Below are 16016 nucleotides of genomic sequence, written 5' to 3' on the forward strand. Positions count from 1 at the left end.
CCTATTTCACTGCCCTGGCCGCGCCCCTAACCTAGAGCCCAACAACCCATCACCCGGATCAAGGGCATAAAAAAAATGACTGAATACAAACTGGCGCTGGTCGGCTTCGGCGGTGTGAACCGGGCATTGGCTCAGCTGATTGCCGAACGAAACGAAAACTGGAAATCCGAACTGGGTTTTACCCTGAAAGTCGTTGGCGTGACCGACCTGTTTCTCGGTTCGGTGATTGACCGAGAAGGGCTGGATGCCGCGTTGCTGGCTGCGCTGCCGGCAGTCAAAGGTGCATTCGCGCAGCTGCCGGGTGGCGCAGCTGAGGCCCTGAACGAAGCGGTGATCAAGGATTGCGGCGCGGACATCATTGTCGAAGCCACCTTCACCAATCCGGTGGACGGCGAGCCGGCCACCTCGTTCTGCCGTTGGGCGCTGGAGCGCGGCAAACACGTAGTCACCACTAACAAGGGACCTATTGCCTTGCACGGTGCCGAGCTGAAAGCACTGGCCCGACGCAATAACGTCGCCTTTGAATACGAAGGTTCGGTGATGAGTGGCACGCCGGTTATTCGCGTCGCCAAGCAGTCGCTGGCAGGCAGTTCGATTGTCGGCTTCGAGGGGATACTCAACGGCACGTCCAACTTCGTTCTTACCTGTATGGAAGGTGGCTTGGGGTTTGCCGAAGCGGTCAGTAAAGCTCAGCAGTTGGGGTACGCCGAAGCTGATCCGACGGCGGATGTCGAGGGGCATGACGTGCGCCTCAAAGTAGTGATCCTGGCCAATGAACTGCTGGACGCCAAGCTGAACGTCAGCGATGTCAGGTGCAGCGGTATTTCCTCACTTGACCTTGGCGATATCGAAAAAGCCCGGCAGGACGGGGCACGCTGGAAGCTTATCGGCGCAGCCACGCGGCATGCCGATGGTTCGATCAGTGCGAGTGTCGAACCGCGTCTGTTGACACACGATCACCCGCTGGCCGGTATTTCCGGCGCCACCAATGCCGTGTCGTTCAGCACCGATCTGCTCGGCGCAGTGACGGTTTCGGGGCCGGGGGCCGGGCGCATGGAAACAGCGTTTGCGCTGCTGTCTGACATCATCAGCATCCACCAGTCTGTTGCGCACAACTAGGAGAAAGCCTGTGAATCTATCGCGTCTGGCCCTGGCTGTTGTGGAGCCGCAAATCGAAATCTTCAACCCCTTTGACGGTACTGTCATCGGGACCGTAGCGGATGTCTGCGCGTCACAGGTTCCGCAGTTGCTGGATACCGGGCGCAGCGGTGCGCGAGAGTGTGCCGGGTTACCGCGTCATCGTCGGGCACGCATTCTCGAACAGGCTGCGTTGAACATCGAACGCGATGCCGTGGCGTTTGCCCGGCTGATCGTCGACGAAGCCGGGAAGACCCTCAAGCAGGCAGAAAAAGAAGTCAAACGCTGCGTCAACACCCTCAAGCTTTCTGCCGAGGAGGCCAAGCGTAATGCGGGAGAAGTGGTGCCATTCGACGCCTATGAGGGCTCCGAGTCGCGTCAAGGCTGGTTTTCCCGCGAGCCCTTGGGCCTGATAGTGGCGATCACCCCGTACAACGATCCGTTGAATCTGGTGGCGCACAAGCTCGGCCCGGCCATTGCCGGCGGCAACGCGGTGATTCTCAAACCGTCTGAGCTGGCGCCGTTGTCGGCCATCAAGCTGGTGTCGTATCTGGTCATGGCAGGGTTGCCCGAATCGGTGGTCACGGTCGCCACCGGGGGGGCGGAACTGGGCAAGGCTTTAGTCGCCTCACGTGAGGTCCGGATGATTTCCTTTACGGGCGGCTTCGTCACTGGGGAGCAGATTGCACGCACGGCCGGCTTGAAGAAGCTCGCCATGGATTTGGGCGGTAATGCACCGGTGATCGTCATGGGCGACTGCAACCTTGAAGCCGCCGTCGAGAGTTGCTTGTCAGGGGCCTTCTGGGCAGCGGGGCAGAACTGCATAGGCACTCAGCGTTTGCTGATTCAGGCGTCGATTTATGAAGCGTTCCGTGAGCGTTTTGTCAGCCAGGCGAAGGCGCTTGTGAGCGGCGACCCTATGCATGCCGACACTGATATCGGCCCGATGATTACTCCGCAAGCCGCGAAGAATGCCGAACAAGTGGTGAACGACGCGTTGCAAGAGGGCGCCACATTGCTCTGCGGCCATCGGCGCCAAGGCTCGTGCTACGCCGCTACGGTATTGGAAAACGTCGATCATTGCAGTCGACTGTGGCGCACCGAAGTCTTCGCGCCGGTGGTGGTTTTGCAGCTTTTCGAAACCTTCGATGAGGCCATCGCATTGGCCAACGAGCCCGAATACAGCCTGCATGCGGGAATCTTCACCAATGATCTGGCAACGGCCTTGAGCGCCGCACGAAGAATCGAGGCCGGTGGTGTGATGATCAACGACTCCTCCGACTACCGCTTCGATGCGATGCCGTTTGGCGGCTCCAAGTACGGCAGCATGGGCCGGGAAGGGGTGCGCTTCGCCTATGAGGAAATGACCCAACCCAAGGTGGTGTGCCTGAACACGCTGGGTTGATCGATTCGAGGAACATCTAATCAGGTCGTTTTGCATTGGGAAGGTCTGGTCACCCGCCCAATGCATTTTTTATGGTGATAGGTGCATCTACTGCCACGAGAACGGGCCGAGTTGTTGCAATTGCTCACCTGTCTTGTCGCGCAATGCCTGAGCCAGGACGATCAGCAACAGCGAGCGTTGATCAACAGGTTTGCTGCGCCAAGTGCAGAAGCCGGCAGCGGTACGGGAAAGAGCGGCGTCCAGTATCGATTCGGATTCGAAAGGGTAGCGGCGGATCTACTCACGGTTGGCGGGGTTGATTGAACTGGGGTGCCGATCTGGGGAATGACATCGTCCTGCTGCGCAGGGGAATGAAAAAGGCGTGGCTGAGAACTTCTTCGGCGGCAAGGCTGCCTGTAGTCAGATTCAGATCTAGGCTGGCGAACGATAACCGCTCAACACCTTTGGCGCTGTCAATCTCGTTAAGCGCAGCCAAAATCTGCGCCTAGCCGCTGCTGGAAAGGTGGCTTACGCAAGATTTGATGCTGCCAGCTTAATGACATTTCTCCGATTGGCGATGGTCAGAGCGCCGGTAGCGTGACTTTGGAGTAATGCCTTTTCTTGCTCTTGATACACCAAAAAACAAGTCCAGAATTATGTCCATTTCTGCTTCAGGAATAAAAGGAACCCCTTATATTTCAATGGGGCGGACGCCAGGTGCGAGTCTCGGTTCCCTTTCCCAAAACGCAAAAACGCCGCTCACTGAGCGGCGTTTTTGTTTGTGTGTCATTTGTTGGGCTGCGTCGAGGAGACGTCGCGATCTCTACATACGTTCCGGCGCTATCTGCGAAAACTACCCTGAGCCCGGTTTTCAGATTTAGGCGTGGATGCTCAGCACTGAATCAATGCTGTGCAGTTCAAGCACTTCGCCGCACTCGATCTCATCAAGCGTTTCCTCGAACTCTTCAACGTTGCCGTCGCGGTCGAGAATGACAATTGCCCACTCAGTGACGACACGGGTGATCTTCGCCTTCACGCGGCGCGGCTTTGCGGTATCCCTCATGGCGACCTCCAGTGTTTGGGGTTAACCGAACACACACGACCGCTTCATCGAGAACGCGTTTGCGCCGATGGGCAGCGGTGATGGAGCAGTGGGGTGTGTTCGGGATGGGAAGGGGTGATGCTTAGGTGCTAGAAATCTTCGGGCGGCACGCATTAAAAAGCCCGCGAGAAAGCGGGCTTGGTTCAGTGCAGAATGCTAAGGACAGTCGGACTGCCCGACCTGAAAATCAGAAATCGCAGAGCCAGTTGAGTCTTTGAATGTGTAATTGACTAAAAGGCCCGATTTTACAAAGGGTCCTAGCCCTTTTTCACCGCAACTAACAGTTACTACGAGATCTTTTTCCTCCGCTGTGAATGCATCAGCGTCGATTTCGCTATTCTTCACTTTCGTGAGTGTGTAGGGGACATGAAGGACTCCATCCCGGTAGGTTATGCGATCAAGGCGGATAGAGTCGTCCGGCATTTTTGGTGGGAAGGCATTCATGATGTGCGCGATCCCTTCATACTGCCGTTCCAGTTCTTGCTTCTTCTCCTCCGGAGCTGCTCTCTTGTGCCAGACTTGGACCAGGATGAAGAGTGAAACCATTGTTGCGATGAATATGATGAGCCCACGGTACTGCTTCAACTGAATTTTCCATGGCAAAAGGCCATCAGCCATTCGATCATACTGCCATCATTAGCTCAAGTCGGCAGGAATGCCGATTTGAGGTTCACCTGTATTCCTCAGCACTCATGCCTCCCGCTGATTGCCGATGGTCCCGGGGTGAGTGCTGACGGATAGAGGTGGGAAGGGAGGGGATGCAGGCGCCCGGAGCTCCTCGGGATGCGTCGAGTCTGGCCAGCTATACCCTCGGACTCGCCAGCGGTACATCGTCGTTGTTTCGGTTGGGCCTACCTATTGGTTGATGCGCGCTCACATCGCCGGCCCTACTGTCCGCTGCCTGTATGAGTGTTGGGAGCAGCCTTCAGGCTTACTGCGCCACGCAGGTGAATCGCTTACTGGTGCATGGCTGCCAATCCTCCGTGCCGGGTTGAACTAGTGCATTTTTTGCACTAGTTGGTTTTGATACAGGTGGCCGGCGCTTAGCCGGGTGTTCGTCCGCATCGGTAGAGCTACTGATCGCTTTCTCTTGCTGTCCAGTTGCGGCTTCCGGTTGCCACACCGGTTATGTTTGCTGGGGCATGCAGAGGACATTGCGCAGTAGCATCTCCGATGCGGCCTGGTGCTGGGAAGTACCAGGTGCTCGGGCGGTTATCGTCAGGCTGACGTGGCGCTGGTTGGTCAGTCCGCGGGCAAAAGATCGCCGTTGTCTTCGAAGTCATCCCTGAGGGTTTCCAGCGTCTCGTCGCTCGACACGCTGATCACCTCGCGGAAGGACGTGAACGGTTGGCCCGTTTCAGGGTTGTTCGTTGGCGCACCCATGACGTGCTTGGTGGCGATCTTTACCCAGCGCGCCATCGCTTCGAATGAGCGGTCCAGCTGATCAATCAGGGCTTCACGCTGTGCTTTTTCCATATCTGGATCCTCGGTTGTCATCCCGCTGCCCACTCAGTGAATGGGCAGGAGGTTGAGTCAGGGCTTTTTGATCAGTGGCCAGATCAGCAGCAGGATCAGCACTGCGAGAAAGCCGTCGGCGCACATGCTGATGATCCGAGAGACCGAATCGATCAGGGCCTGACGGGCTTCGCCGGATTTCTTTCCAAACAACGGCTATTCGGATTTCGGTGTTGGAATGGGGCAGGAGCCAAATTATGGCTACGCTTAGCGCATAGCAGGCAAATCGCCATAGTTAGGCAGATGCCTCTTGCAAGACCTAAGAACAAAAACAAAGATACTCGGAGGTAAAATGCTACTTATTGTTAATAAGATACGCTTAGGGCTAGTTAGTATAGTTATTTTGATTTCAATGACAGGCTGTGGTATGGAAACATTACGGACTTTGTATGTGAAAAGTGTTCCTGAAGGAGCTGTGATTAGCGCGGACGATGGAACTCCAGCGCCTATGACTAATTTAATGTATGTTGAATATTACACATCTAAGTTGAAAGGCAGTAGGGTTAATGGGTGTGCTCCACTTGGCAGCTTTACTGCAACATGGCCTAGTGGTGCCAAAGCTTCATCAGGGCCTCTTCGATGGTGCAACTTGGATGAGTTTAATATGTCTGTCAATATCGAAATGCCAAAAAATTCACCGAACATAGAAGCAGACAGAAAGGCCGGTAAAGACTATGTGGCGCAAAAAAAAGCGGCAGATGAACAATACCTGAAAAACTTCCGAGAAAAAGCTGAGTATGAGCGTTTAAATCCTCCGCCTCCGCCTGAAAACTCTAGTGATGACGATGATATTAGCATGTCAGACGCCCTGATCAGTATTGGTAATGCATATGCCGTCACACAGGCATCTTTAAATAGAAACAACCAAAATAGAGCAGCTCCTGCGCAAGTGCCGACAATACAGAAACAGAGTCAGTTGTTAATTTCGCAGCAGGCATTGGCAGCCAATCAGGGTTCAGAAAGCACGCAATCAAATGCCGTAAATAGCGGTTCAAGTGGAAGTCCTTACGATTACGATGTCAGTCACAACCAATGCGTGACATATGGCCGGCACCCAACTTTAAGCGCGTATGCTCAATATGAAAATACCTGCCCTTATGATGTTAGTGTTACGTATTGCAGCGTTCTAAAAAATGGGCGAGATAATTGCGCAAATAGAAATTTCGGCAATTTTGAGCTAAGGGCTGGCGGAACAAATATAGCAGAGGGGGCAGATACCTCAGTTCAGTATATTGTCTGCAAGCTTCCCTATCGCGCAATCGGTGCCAAGACTACGGTTTCCGGCGGCCAGATTTTTGCCCCATGTCAAAAAAATAAATAACTATATTTCGAATATCTGCACCGCTCTAGGAGATTCCTAGAGCGTTCGAGGACGATCAAAAAAACAGTAGGTTGAGCGTCGTGTAAGACCAAGAAACAAGTCCAGGGATCTTGGGAGTTGGGTTTCAACACTGTGCAGTGCCGGCACGTAACAACCCTTTACACACGATAATCCGCATAGCCCAAACAATTTGCCGAACATGGTGATTCCTCTCCCTACCGTCGACGTCGGCGGGCTATCGCTACCTCAAACTGACCGCTTCTGATGCCTACAACGCGGGCGTACTGACCAGCGAATCGGTGATCGGCTCTGCACCGCTGGTGCAGGCCACGGCTGTCATCAACCTAGCTGGCAGCCCAATGAATGGGCAAACAGTGCGCCTGATCAACACAGAGCGCCGGGTGTTGCGTGCCGGCTCTAGCGGTACGGTCGAGGACGACCAATTCCAGAAGACTGCAATTCAGGGCACGTATATCAATACCCCGTCTGCAATTTCCGGAAGTTCCTATAGCGGCAACAACAGCACTGCTGGTGGCCCTGGCAGTTCCACAGTGACCATTAACGCGATCATCAGTGATGGTACGAACGGCACTCCGCGTGTTGGTCTCGAAACTCGGGCCAAGAGCATTGGCGTCACTTACTACATGAGGATCAAATAATGCCCTTCGCCGCCAACGCAAAGATTTCGACCGATGACTTCGAAGGGGCTATAGAGATTACTGACGACCAGTACCTGCAAGCTCTTGAGGGTATGCAGACTGGTTTGTTGGTGACGATCGACGGCGGGTTTCAGGTGCTGCCACCGCCCGAGCCACCTGAGCCCGAACTTCCGCCTGAACCCACCTTGGATGAGCTGAAAGCGCGGGCGTCGATGCAGCGTGATGAGCTGCTCCGTGTCGCAGCGCTAAGGATTGCTCCGTTGCAGGACGCCGTTGATCTGGAGGATGCAACCGCTGCTGAAACTGCCCTGCTCAAAAAGTGGAAGCAGTACCGGGTGCTATTGAATCGGGTTGCCGATCAACCTGGTTATCCGTTGAACATCGATTGGCCGGCATTACCGGCTTAACCGATATCGCCACCGCCGCCTTGAGCGGTTTTTTTTCGCCTGGAGAAAGGTATGCCTGTAACTGAAAAGGACCGCGACGTTCTCGCCCGCACATTATGGGGCGAGGCGCGCGGCGAAAGCCTCGCCGGCCAGATCGCCGTGGCCTGGACCATCCGCAACCGCGTGAACGACGGCAAGGACAAATCATGGTGGGGCGAAGGCTACGCCGGGGTGTGCCAGAAGCCGTACCAGTTCAGTTGCTGGAACAGGAACGACTCGAACTATCCGTTCCTGAGTGGTGCCCGGCAGATTCGGTTCCGCGAGCTGGCGCAGGCGCGGATTGCCGCTGATCAGGTGATTGACGGAAAGGTGCCAGATCCCACCGCCGGCGCCACGCATTAATACGCAACCACCATGCCGAAGCCGCCGACCTGGACGAAGGGTGCCAAGCAGACGTTGAAGCTCGGTCACCACATCTTCTTCAAGGATGTGCCGTGATGACGTCGGCGCAAAAGCTGATAGCTCAGTTGGTGTTGGTTGCGGTGTTGATGGCCTGCAGTGCGGCGGGCACATGGAAGGTTCAGGACTGGCGCTACGGCAAGCAGCTCGCCGAGCAGGACCGGTTGCACCAGAATGACCTGACCGCCATCAGCAACGCCGCGGCCGCCCAAGTCCGCAACGATCAGGACAAGCGGCTAACGCTGGAGCGGAGGCTTTCCGCCAGCGATCAAATGCACCACGAGGCTTTGACCAATGCTCAAAAAGATCAGGCTCGTCTGCGCGATCGCCTCGCTACTTCTGATCTGCGGTTGTCAGTCCTTCTCGACGCCACGGATTCAGCCGGTGGCTGTTCAGTGCCAACCGGTACCACAGCCGGCGGCGTGGTTCATGGAGGAGCGCGCGCCCAACTTGACCCAGCGCATGCTCAACGAATTGTCGCCATCACCGACGCCGGCGACCAAGGACTGATCGCTTTGGCGGCGTGCCAATCCTATGTACGTGAAGTGTCTCGTTGAGATTGAAGGGCCGCAATCGACTGTGGATTCACTGGTCAATGCGAGGGACTGCAATTGCTCCCGCCGCCGCACCGTCAGATTCAATTAGCGCCCGGAATTTAAAGCCCGCAGGAGCGGGCTTTTTTAGAAAGCCGATGGTTATCGGTTAAATCGCTCGACCAATGAGTACTGAGTTTTCGCGGTCTGGGTCAGTTCCTTGCTCAGCTCTGCTGAATGCCTGGCCTGTTCAGACGTCTGATCCGCCAGGTTGGCAATGGTTGTGATATTGCGGCTGATTTCCTCGGCCACGGCGGTTTGCTCTTCGGTCGCAGCGGCAATCTGGGTAGTCATGTCCGTGATGTTTGCCACCGCTTCACTGATCCCGACTAATGCATTATCTGCCTCAAGTACCCATGCCACGCCTTATTCGGCCTGACGTTGACCGCTTTCCATAGATTTCACCGCATTGTTGGACGAGACCTGCAGCTTGGAAATCAAACTGTGGATTTGCATCGTGGACTCCGTCGTACGCTGCGCCAACTGACGCACTTCATCGGCGACCACCGCAAAGCCTCGACCCATGTCGCCCGCTCGCGCGGCCTCGATGGCGGCGTTCAGCGCTAGCAGGTTGGTCTGGTCGGCAATGCCCTTGATCACATCGACCACTGTGCCGATTTCATTGCTGTCCTTAGCCAGTTGCGCGACTGTCAGCCCGGTATCACCCACCACCACCGAGAGGCGCTGAATGGCTTCGCGGGTGTCCCGGGCCACGTCGCGTCCGCGTCCGGTCAACACATTGGCTTCCTGAGTAGCGTCGGCGGTGCGCTGGACGTGGCTGGCGACTTCCTGTGTGGTGGCCGCCATCTGATTGACCGCTGCCGACACCTGCTCGGTCTCGACCCGTTGGCGCTCAAGCCCACGGGAACTGTCTGTGGCGAGGCCGTCGGATCGGCCGGCTAGGCCGGTCAGTTGCTCAGCCGTATCCTGTAGCCGGGTGAGGCACGTCTTGAGCCGAGATGCCTGGCTAACAAAAGCCGTTTCAATGCGTGCATGCGGGCCACGTTCGTCGCTATACATTTTGGCCAGCAATGCGTCGCAGGTTGAGGCTTCAGCCATTTCCAGCAGATGCAGCGCGCCGCGGTTTTGCCGACTCGACACCCACAACCCGAGCGGCACCGATACCCCGACAGCTAGGATGATCGCCTCCGACATGCCGAGGAACACGCCGCCCAATGCACCCACCAGGCCCATGGTCAACACCGGCAGCCAGGCGAGCAGGGCGGGTTGCCATTGATCACTTGCCGGGACGGCCGACTTACCCAGGCTGATGCGTTTATAGAGGGCTTCGGTGCGACGGATCTGCTCGGCCGTTGGCTTGACCCTGACCGATTCATAGCCCACAACCTCACGCCCCTCGACAATCGGCGTGACGTAGGCGTTGACCCAGTAGTGGTCGCCGTTTTTCGAGCGGTTCTTGACGATGCCCATCCACGGCTTGCCAAGCTTGAGCGCGCCCCACATATGGGCAAAGACGGCTGAGGGCACGTCGGGGTGACGAACGATGTTTTGAGGCGCGCCGATCAGGTCGGACTTGTTGAATCCACTGATCTCGACGAAGGCGTCATTGCAGTACGTGATGACCCCCCGCGCATCCGTTGTCGAGATGAGCTTTTGCTGAGGCCCAAGGGCAATCTCGCGCTGCGTAACCGGCTGGTTGTTTCTCATCTGTATTGCTCCTATGCCCTAAGTAGGGGGCATCGGCTGCAATATGAGAAAGGTTAATGAGTAGTTCTAAATGGGCAGGTTATACGTCCGAAAAAAAAAGTATGGATGCTTAAAGGCTACTTCCGGCCAGAAGCGCCCTGTTTTCTCCATGGCATAAGATCACAAGGGCTGCGGAATGTAGGTTTCTGACCGAGAGCTGCCCGTCAGTTCTCACTCGGGCGTCATGAGCACCGCAAGCGTCAGTTTGATGAACTCTTCATTTTTGTCGATGGTGTCTAGGGCACCGCGCACGTTGTCGGCGATATCAGCCGAGCCGTGCGCCTCCACCCAATTGGATAACTCGAGTATCGCGGCTTCTAGGGCCAACTGGTTTTCATTGATCTTTGTAGAGCAGGGAAGGGAGCAAGTCTGAATTTGGCATCGCGAGTCCGCGGTTATGAGGTCAGCGTAGCACCGTGTTACATGAAGGTTTTTTAACTGTCGGCAGGACACCGGAAGAGGGGAGGCAGAGGCTTAGTTATGGAACACTTCCAAAATAGTTATGGAACACATGCCAAGCGTCGTGATTTTTTTCAAAAGCCAGAAACGACAAAGCCCTGAATAATCAGGGCTTTGTCGGTACAAATATGGCGGAGGCGATGGGATTCGAACTCATGGACCTGTTACAGTCGACGGTTTTCAAGACCGTTGCCTTAAACCACTCGGCCACACCTCCGTTTGCGTTGCGGGCGCCATAATACCTGAATGAAACACACTGTCAAACTCTCTGCATGGCTTGTTACAGAGCGTCTGTTATGATCTTTGCGACTGAACGTTTCAAACCAACAGGAGTGTCGCCATGCGCGAACAGGATTACGCAGTTAATAACAGCGTGCAGGCTGAGCAGCTAGAGGTTAGCCGCGTCCTGCGCAACACATACGGCTTGCTCGCTCTCACCCTCGCATTCAGCGGCGTGATGGCATTTGTCGCCCAGCAGATGCGTGTCGGCTACCCGAATATTTTCGTGGTGCTGATCGGTTTCTACGGCCTTTTCTTCCTTACCAACAAACTCCGTGATTCCGCGTGGGGCTTGGTGTCGGCGTTTGCCCTGACCGGTTTCATGGGTTTCCTGCTCGGCCCGATCCTCAACCGTTACCTGGGCATGCAGGGCGGCGCGGAAGTCGTGAGCTCGGCCTTCGCGATGACTGCGCTGGTGTTCGGCGGTCTGTCGGCTTACGTGTTGATCACCCGCAAGGACATGAGTTTCCTCGGTGGCTTCATCACCGCAGGCTTCTTCGTGCTGCTGGGTGCGACGCTGGCGAGCTTCTTCTTCCAGATCAGCGGTCTGCAACTGGCGATCAGCGCAGGTTTCGTGCTGTTCTCGTCGGTCTGCATTCTGTTCCAGACCAGCGCCATCATTCACGGCGGTGAGCGTAACTACATCATGGCGACCATCAGCCTGTATGTATCGATCTACAACCTGTTCATCAGCTTGTTGCAGATCTTCGGCATCATGAGCCGCGATGATTAATCGTCGGCCATGAGTAAAAAACCCGCTTCGGCGGGTTTTTTCTTGCCTGCGATTTGGCTAAAGGCTCACGCCATCGGCGGCAATCGGCGTTTGACCGGGGTTTTCTTGACGATGGCGGTGTTGGTTTCGGCGTGGGTGTTCAGGCGGTCGAGGAGGGTGTCCAGCTGTTCCATCGAGCGCACATGCAGGCGGGCGATGAAGCAGTCGTCGCCGGTGACCTTGTCGCACTCGGTGAATTCGGGGATCGCCTGGATTTGCCGCTCCACCTCTTGCAACTGGCCCGGCAACGGGCGGATCCGCACGATGGCTTGGAGTTGATAGCCGAAACATTTGGGATCTATCTCGACGGTGTAGCCCTTGAGGACGCCGCGTTCTTCTAAGCGGCGCAAACGCTCGGCGACACTCGGCGAGGACAGGCCGCTGAGGTGCGCCAAGGCTTTTAGTGAACGCCGCGAGTCTTCCATCAACGCGGTAATCAACACTTGGTCGATATCGTCAGTCATCCCGCAACCCCTGTAAGGCAATTAATCGAAACTGCCTTGATAAAAAAGGCAGATACCGAGTTTAGCCTGCTTTTTGCGCTGGAGAAGCCCCTCGGCGGATTGGCATACTTTGGGCTCAAACACAGGAGTCTGATGATGGACAAAACAATTCGCCGCGGGTCATTCGAGATGACCGCTGCCATGCTGATTTCCGGGACCATCGGCTGGTTCGTGTTGGTGTCCGGGCAACCGGTGCTGGACGTGGTGTTCTGGCGTTGCGTGTTCGGCGCCGGCACCTTATTGCTCATTTGCGCGGCTTTCGGCTTCCTGCGCCCCGGCATTCTGACCCGCACCACGTTCCTGCTGGCGGTGCTCAGCGGCGTGGCGATTGTCGGTAACTGGGTGCTGTTGTTTGCCTCGTACTCCCGCGCCTCGATTGCCATCGGCACGGCGGTCTATAACGTTCAGCCGTTTATGCTGGTCGGGTTGGCCGCGCTGTTCCTCAACGAAAAAATCACCCTGCAGAAGCTGCTTTGGCTGGGCGTTTCGTTTCTGGGGATGCTGGCGATTGTCAGCGCACACGGGCAACAGGGCGAGAGCGGCAACGATTACCTGATGGGCATCGGACTGGCTGTGGGTGCTGCATTCCTTTACGCGATTGCGGCGTTGATCATCAAACGCCTGACCGGCACGCCACCGCACCTGATCGCGCTGATTCAGGTCAGCACCGGCGTGTTGTTGCTCGCGCCATTCGCGCATTTCTCGGCGTTGCCGCAAGCTCCGAGCGCGTGGGCCAGCCTGGTGACCCTCGGCATTATTCACACCGGCGTGATGTACGTGTTGCTTTACGGTGCGATCCAAAAACTGCCGACGGCACTCACCGGTGCGTTGTCGTTCATTTACCCGATTGCGGCGATTTTCGTCGACTGGTTTGCCTTCGGTCATCGTCTGGAAACGCTGCAATGGATCGGTGTCGCTGCGATTCTGCTAGCTGCCGCCGGCATGCAACAGGGTTGGCGCCTGAAGCTTCGGCGGACAGTTACGCAATAATCAGATGTTCCAGCGCGGTGCGGTCTTGGCCAGGCGCTGGCGCATTTCGCCGATGTTGCTGGCCAGCTGCCGGATCAATAACCGGTAGCCGTCCAGCGGGTTATAGACCGGTGCGTCCAGGCTTGAATCCGCCGGCAGTTCGACGGGGCGACTCAGCCGCTGGGATGCGCCGGATTTCAGCGCCCGCGCCATCCCCACCAGTTGAACCCGAATCAGCCGATGTTCCGCTTTCAACGCCGATTGCAGATGGGCCATGGCGTCAGGGTCATTGGCGTCCGGTCGGGTGTTGCCGAGGATTTCCAGGGTGCTGACACACATGCGCAAATGGCGCTGGATCGCATCGAGTTCGGTCATGGATATCTTCACTTCCTTGGACACCGACGGCATCAGCGAACGCAGTTGCACCATCACCGCGTTCAGGCGATTCATCAACTTCACGTGCTCGTCATCGGTGACCGGTTGGCCATTGATGATGCGCCCGTAAATCGTCGCGCAATCGCGCAGCGCATCGGCCAGGTTGTAGCGCCAGGAATACACCGCGTACAGCGGCAGGGCGAAGGAAAACGCCAGGGCCAGGGCAATGCCGATCAGGATGTCCACCCCGCGCCACAGCCCGTCGGTGACAGGGTTATCGCCATGTCCGGCGACGATAAACACGGTGATCGCCGACAGCAGCGCCGTGTAACCGCCCTTGCCGATGGCGTGGTACGAGAAGAATCCGCAGACCACCGACATCGCAAAATAGGTCAGCCACGGCATCCCGAGCCAGGCTTGTTGCGCCACCAACAACAGACCGACACCGGCGCCGATCAAGGTGCCGATGGCGCGCTCGGCGGCTTTTTTGCCGATGTTGCCGTGGTGCTGCAAACCGCCAATCACCACCAGCATCGTCACCGACGCCCACTCACCGTGGGGCAGGTGGATGCCGGTAGTCAGTAGAATCGTCGCCAGCATTCCCAGCGAAACGCGCACTGCGTGAATCAATTTGGCGTGGCGATAGCGCCGGTATGGGTCCAGTAACGGACGCAGTACCCGGCGCAGCAGCGGTGGCAGTCGGTGGGCTCTGAATGTGCTCAGGCTCGTGCTCCTCAGAAGATGTAATCGGTGGTCAGGAAACTCGAACTGCGGCCGCTGATGATCTCGCTGATGAGGTCCTTGTTGGTCTCCTGAAACTTGGTCGCGACCAGCGTACGAATCGAAAACACCCGCAGCGCATCATGCACCGACAGCGTGCCTTCGGCGGAGTTCTTGCGGCCGTTGAACGGGAAGGTGTCCGGGCCGCGCTGGCACTGGGCGTTGAGGTTGATCCGCCCGACCTGGTTGGCGAAGGTGTCCACCAGCCGGCCGACCGCCACCGGGTTGGTGCCGAAGATACTCAGCTGCTGGCCGAAATCCGACTCCAGAACGTAATCGATCACCGTGTCCAGATGCCGGTAAGGCACGATCGGCACCACCGGGCCGAACTGTTCTTCCTGATAGACGCGCATCTGCGGCGTCACCGGGTACAACACGGCCGGATAGAAGAAGGACGCACGGGCTTCACCGCCATTCGGGTTGACCACACGGGCACCTTTGCTCACGGCATCCGCGACCAGCCCGTGCAGATAATCGACCTTGCCCGTCTCCGGCAACGGCGTCAGGGCCACGCCGCTTTCCCACGGCATACCCGGTTTGAGGCTGGCAAGTTTGGCGTTGAATTTGTCGATGAACGCCTCGACCACGTCTTCGTGGACGAAGAGGATTTTCAGCGCGGTGCAGCGCTGGCCATTGAACGACAAGGAACCGGTGACCGCTTCATTCACCGCGTTGTCGAGGTCGACCTCAGGCAAAACGATGCCGGGATTTTTCGCATCCAGGCCCAGCGCAGCGCGCAAGCGATGCGGTTTCGGGTGGAGTTTTTTCAGGTCGCTGGCGGCCTTGTTGGTGCCGATGAACGCGAAGATATCGATCTTGCCGCTGGCCATCAGCGCGCTGACCGTCTCGCGTCCGCTGCCGTAGATCACGTTGATCACCCCGGCCGGGAAGCTATCGCGGAACGCTTCCAGCAGCGGACGAATCAGCAGCACGCCGAGCTTGGCTGGTTTGAACACCACGGTGTTGCCCATGATCAGCGCCGGAATCAGCGTAGTGAAGGTTTCGTTCAGCGGGTAGTTGTAAGGTCCCATGCACAACGCTACGCCCAGCGGCACGCGGCGGATCTGCCCCAGCGTGTCCTGTTCCAGCTCGAAACGGCTGGAGCGGCGGTCGAGTTCCTTGAGCGCGTTGATGGTATCGACGATGTAGTCGCAGGTGCGGTCGAACTCTTTTTCCGAGTCCTTGAGGTTCTTGCCGATCTCCCACATCAACAACTTGAACACCGCTTCACGCTGTTCGCGCATGCGCCCCAGGAACGCTTCGACGTGCTGGATGCGTTCGGCCACGCGCAGGGTCGGCCACAGGCCCTGGCCCCGGTCATAGGCGCGGACGGCGGCGTCGAGGGCGGTCAGCGCCGTGTCGGCATCGAGCAGCGGCGTGCTGCCGAGGATCACTTGTTCGTCGCCATTTTCGCCAGTCAGGTACACCGGGCTGCGGACTTGGGCGAGGGGGCCGGACCAGGTTTTCAGCTCGCCATCGACCAGGTATTCACGCTGTTCGGTCTGGCCGTCGAGGCGGTACTTTTCCGGGATGTCGCTGGCGTCGGGAAACAGGTTACCGAGGATGTGTGCTGTGGTCATGTCGCTACTCCATGTGATGTAAGCCAGGCGCTGGCG

At 57.1% G+C, this 16016-nt stretch carries 15 protein-coding genes, 1 tRNA gene and 4 pseudogenes; 9 read left to right on the forward strand and 11 right to left on the reverse strand.

The annotated features are described in order from the left end of the window. Window positions 1-75: 75 nt before the first annotated feature. Window positions 76-1119 carry a homoserine dehydrogenase gene (locus ACI77H_RS17760; protein WP_407013038.1) on the forward strand — a complete coding sequence of 348 codons (1044 nt, stop codon included), beginning with the start codon at window positions 76-78 and terminating at the stop codon, window positions 1117-1119. Window positions 1120-1129: 10 nt separating this feature from the next. Then, window positions 1130-2542 carry an aldehyde dehydrogenase family protein gene (locus tag ACI77H_RS17765; RefSeq protein ID WP_407013039.1) on the forward strand — a complete coding sequence of 471 codons (1413 nt, stop codon included), beginning with the start codon at window positions 1130-1132 and terminating at the stop codon, window positions 2540-2542. A 343-nt stretch (window positions 2543-2885) separates the two neighbouring features. Here ACI77H_RS17765 and ACI77H_RS17770 read toward each other — a convergent pair. The 5 genes and pseudogenes from ACI77H_RS17770 to ACI77H_RS17790 form a co-directional block, all read right to left on the reverse strand. Beyond that, window positions 2886-3026, reverse strand: a pseudogene (locus tag ACI77H_RS17770) (CoA ester lyase); the annotation flags it as partial. Between the two features lie 372 nt (window positions 3027-3398). Beyond that, on the reverse strand, window positions 3399-3584 hold the full coding sequence (locus ACI77H_RS17775; protein ID WP_407013040.1) for a hypothetical protein: 186 nt from the start codon (window positions 3582-3584) through the stop codon (window positions 3399-3401). A gap of 195 nt (window positions 3585-3779) precedes the next feature. Continuing rightward, window positions 3780-4241: a hypothetical protein gene (locus tag ACI77H_RS17780; RefSeq protein ID WP_407013041.1), complete on the reverse strand. Its 462-nt coding sequence runs from the start codon at window positions 4239-4241 to the stop codon at window positions 3780-3782. Window positions 4242-4865: 624 nt separating this feature from the next. Further along, entirely contained in the window at window positions 4866-5099 is a 234-nt protein-coding gene (locus tag ACI77H_RS17785; RefSeq protein ID WP_407013042.1) for a hypothetical protein, read from the reverse strand. A 57-nt stretch (window positions 5100-5156) separates the two neighbouring features. Continuing rightward, window positions 5157-5291 carry a DUF3927 family protein gene (locus ACI77H_RS17790; protein WP_407013043.1) on the reverse strand — a complete coding sequence of 45 codons (135 nt, stop codon included), beginning with the start codon at window positions 5289-5291 and terminating at the stop codon, window positions 5157-5159. Window positions 5292-5430: 139 nt separating this feature from the next. Here ACI77H_RS17790 and ACI77H_RS17795 point away from each other — a divergent pair, with 139 nt between their 5' ends. The 5 genes and pseudogenes from ACI77H_RS17795 (at window position 5431) to ACI77H_RS17815 (ending at window position 8520) form a co-directional block, all read left to right on the forward strand. Then, the gene (locus ACI77H_RS17795) at window positions 5431-6459 is read left to right on the forward strand and encodes a hypothetical protein (protein ID WP_407013044.1); all 1029 of its coding nucleotides are present in this window, start codon (window positions 5431-5433) and stop codon (window positions 6457-6459) included. A 299-nt stretch (window positions 6460-6758) separates the two neighbouring features. Then, the gene (locus ACI77H_RS17800; protein WP_407013045.1) at window positions 6759-7118 is read left to right on the forward strand and encodes a hypothetical protein; all 360 of its coding nucleotides are present in this window, start codon (window positions 6759-6761) and stop codon (window positions 7116-7118) included. Beyond that, window positions 7118-7525: a tail fiber assembly protein gene (locus ACI77H_RS17805; protein WP_407013046.1), complete on the forward strand. Its 408-nt coding sequence runs from the start codon at window positions 7118-7120 to the stop codon at window positions 7523-7525. The genes ACI77H_RS17800 and ACI77H_RS17805 overlap by 1 nt, the downstream gene beginning before the upstream one ends. A gap of 51 nt (window positions 7526-7576) precedes the next feature. After that, window positions 7577-8002: pseudogene (locus ACI77H_RS17810) on the forward strand (cell wall hydrolase). After that, window positions 8002-8520, forward strand: coding sequence for a lysis protein (locus tag ACI77H_RS17815; RefSeq protein WP_407013047.1), 519 nt, complete (start codon window positions 8002-8004; stop codon window positions 8518-8520). The pseudogene ACI77H_RS17810 and the gene ACI77H_RS17815 overlap by 1 nt, the downstream one beginning before the upstream one ends. A 138-nt stretch (window positions 8521-8658) precedes the next feature. Here the strand turns inward: ACI77H_RS17815 and ACI77H_RS17820 are convergent. The 3 genes and pseudogenes from ACI77H_RS17820 to ACI77H_RS17830 all read right to left on the reverse strand — a co-directional run bounded on the left by ACI77H_RS17820 (window position 8659) and on the right by ACI77H_RS17830 (window position 10939). Next, window positions 8659-10224: pseudogene (locus tag ACI77H_RS17820) on the reverse strand (methyl-accepting chemotaxis protein). A gap of 210 nt (window positions 10225-10434) precedes the next feature. After that, a pseudogene (locus ACI77H_RS17825) lies at window positions 10435-10645 on the reverse strand (hypothetical protein). 206 nt (window positions 10646-10851) lie between these two features. After that, window positions 10852-10939 (reverse strand) — tRNA-Ser (locus tag ACI77H_RS17830). 123 nt (window positions 10940-11062) lie between these two features. Here ACI77H_RS17830 and ACI77H_RS17835 point away from each other — a divergent pair. Continuing rightward, window positions 11063-11734, forward strand: a complete 672-nt coding sequence (locus tag ACI77H_RS17835; protein ID WP_008081508.1) for a Bax inhibitor-1/YccA family protein — start codon at window positions 11063-11065, stop codon at window positions 11732-11734. Between the two features lie 65 nt (window positions 11735-11799). Here ACI77H_RS17835 and ACI77H_RS17840 read toward each other — a convergent pair whose 3' ends face one another. Further along, complete coding sequence (locus tag ACI77H_RS17840) at window positions 11800-12237, reverse strand: Lrp/AsnC family transcriptional regulator (protein WP_407013048.1); 438 nt, start codon at window positions 12235-12237, stop codon at window positions 11800-11802. 135 nt (window positions 12238-12372) lie between these two features. Between ACI77H_RS17840 and ACI77H_RS17845 the strand changes: the two genes are divergently transcribed. After that, window positions 12373-13266 carry a DMT family transporter gene (locus tag ACI77H_RS17845; RefSeq protein ID WP_407013049.1) on the forward strand — a complete coding sequence of 298 codons (894 nt, stop codon included), beginning with the start codon at window positions 12373-12375 and terminating at the stop codon, window positions 13264-13266. Here ACI77H_RS17845 and ACI77H_RS17850 read toward each other — a convergent pair whose 3' ends face one another. Together ACI77H_RS17850 and ACI77H_RS17855 are read right to left on the reverse strand one after the other, a co-directional pair. Beyond that, window positions 13267-14310: an FUSC family protein gene (locus ACI77H_RS17850; protein WP_407013086.1), complete on the reverse strand. Its 1044-nt coding sequence runs from the start codon at window positions 14308-14310 to the stop codon at window positions 13267-13269. 44 nt (window positions 14311-14354) lie between these two features. Then, complete coding sequence (locus tag ACI77H_RS17855; protein WP_407013050.1) at window positions 14355-15980, reverse strand: NADP-dependent glyceraldehyde-3-phosphate dehydrogenase; 1626 nt, start codon at window positions 15978-15980, stop codon at window positions 14355-14357. Window positions 15981-16016: the final 36 nt, after the last annotated feature.

The organism is Pseudomonas sp. O230 (assembly GCF_045447035.1).
In the GTDB taxonomy this organism is placed as follows: Bacteria; Pseudomonadota; Gammaproteobacteria; order Pseudomonadales; family Pseudomonadaceae; genus Aquipseudomonas.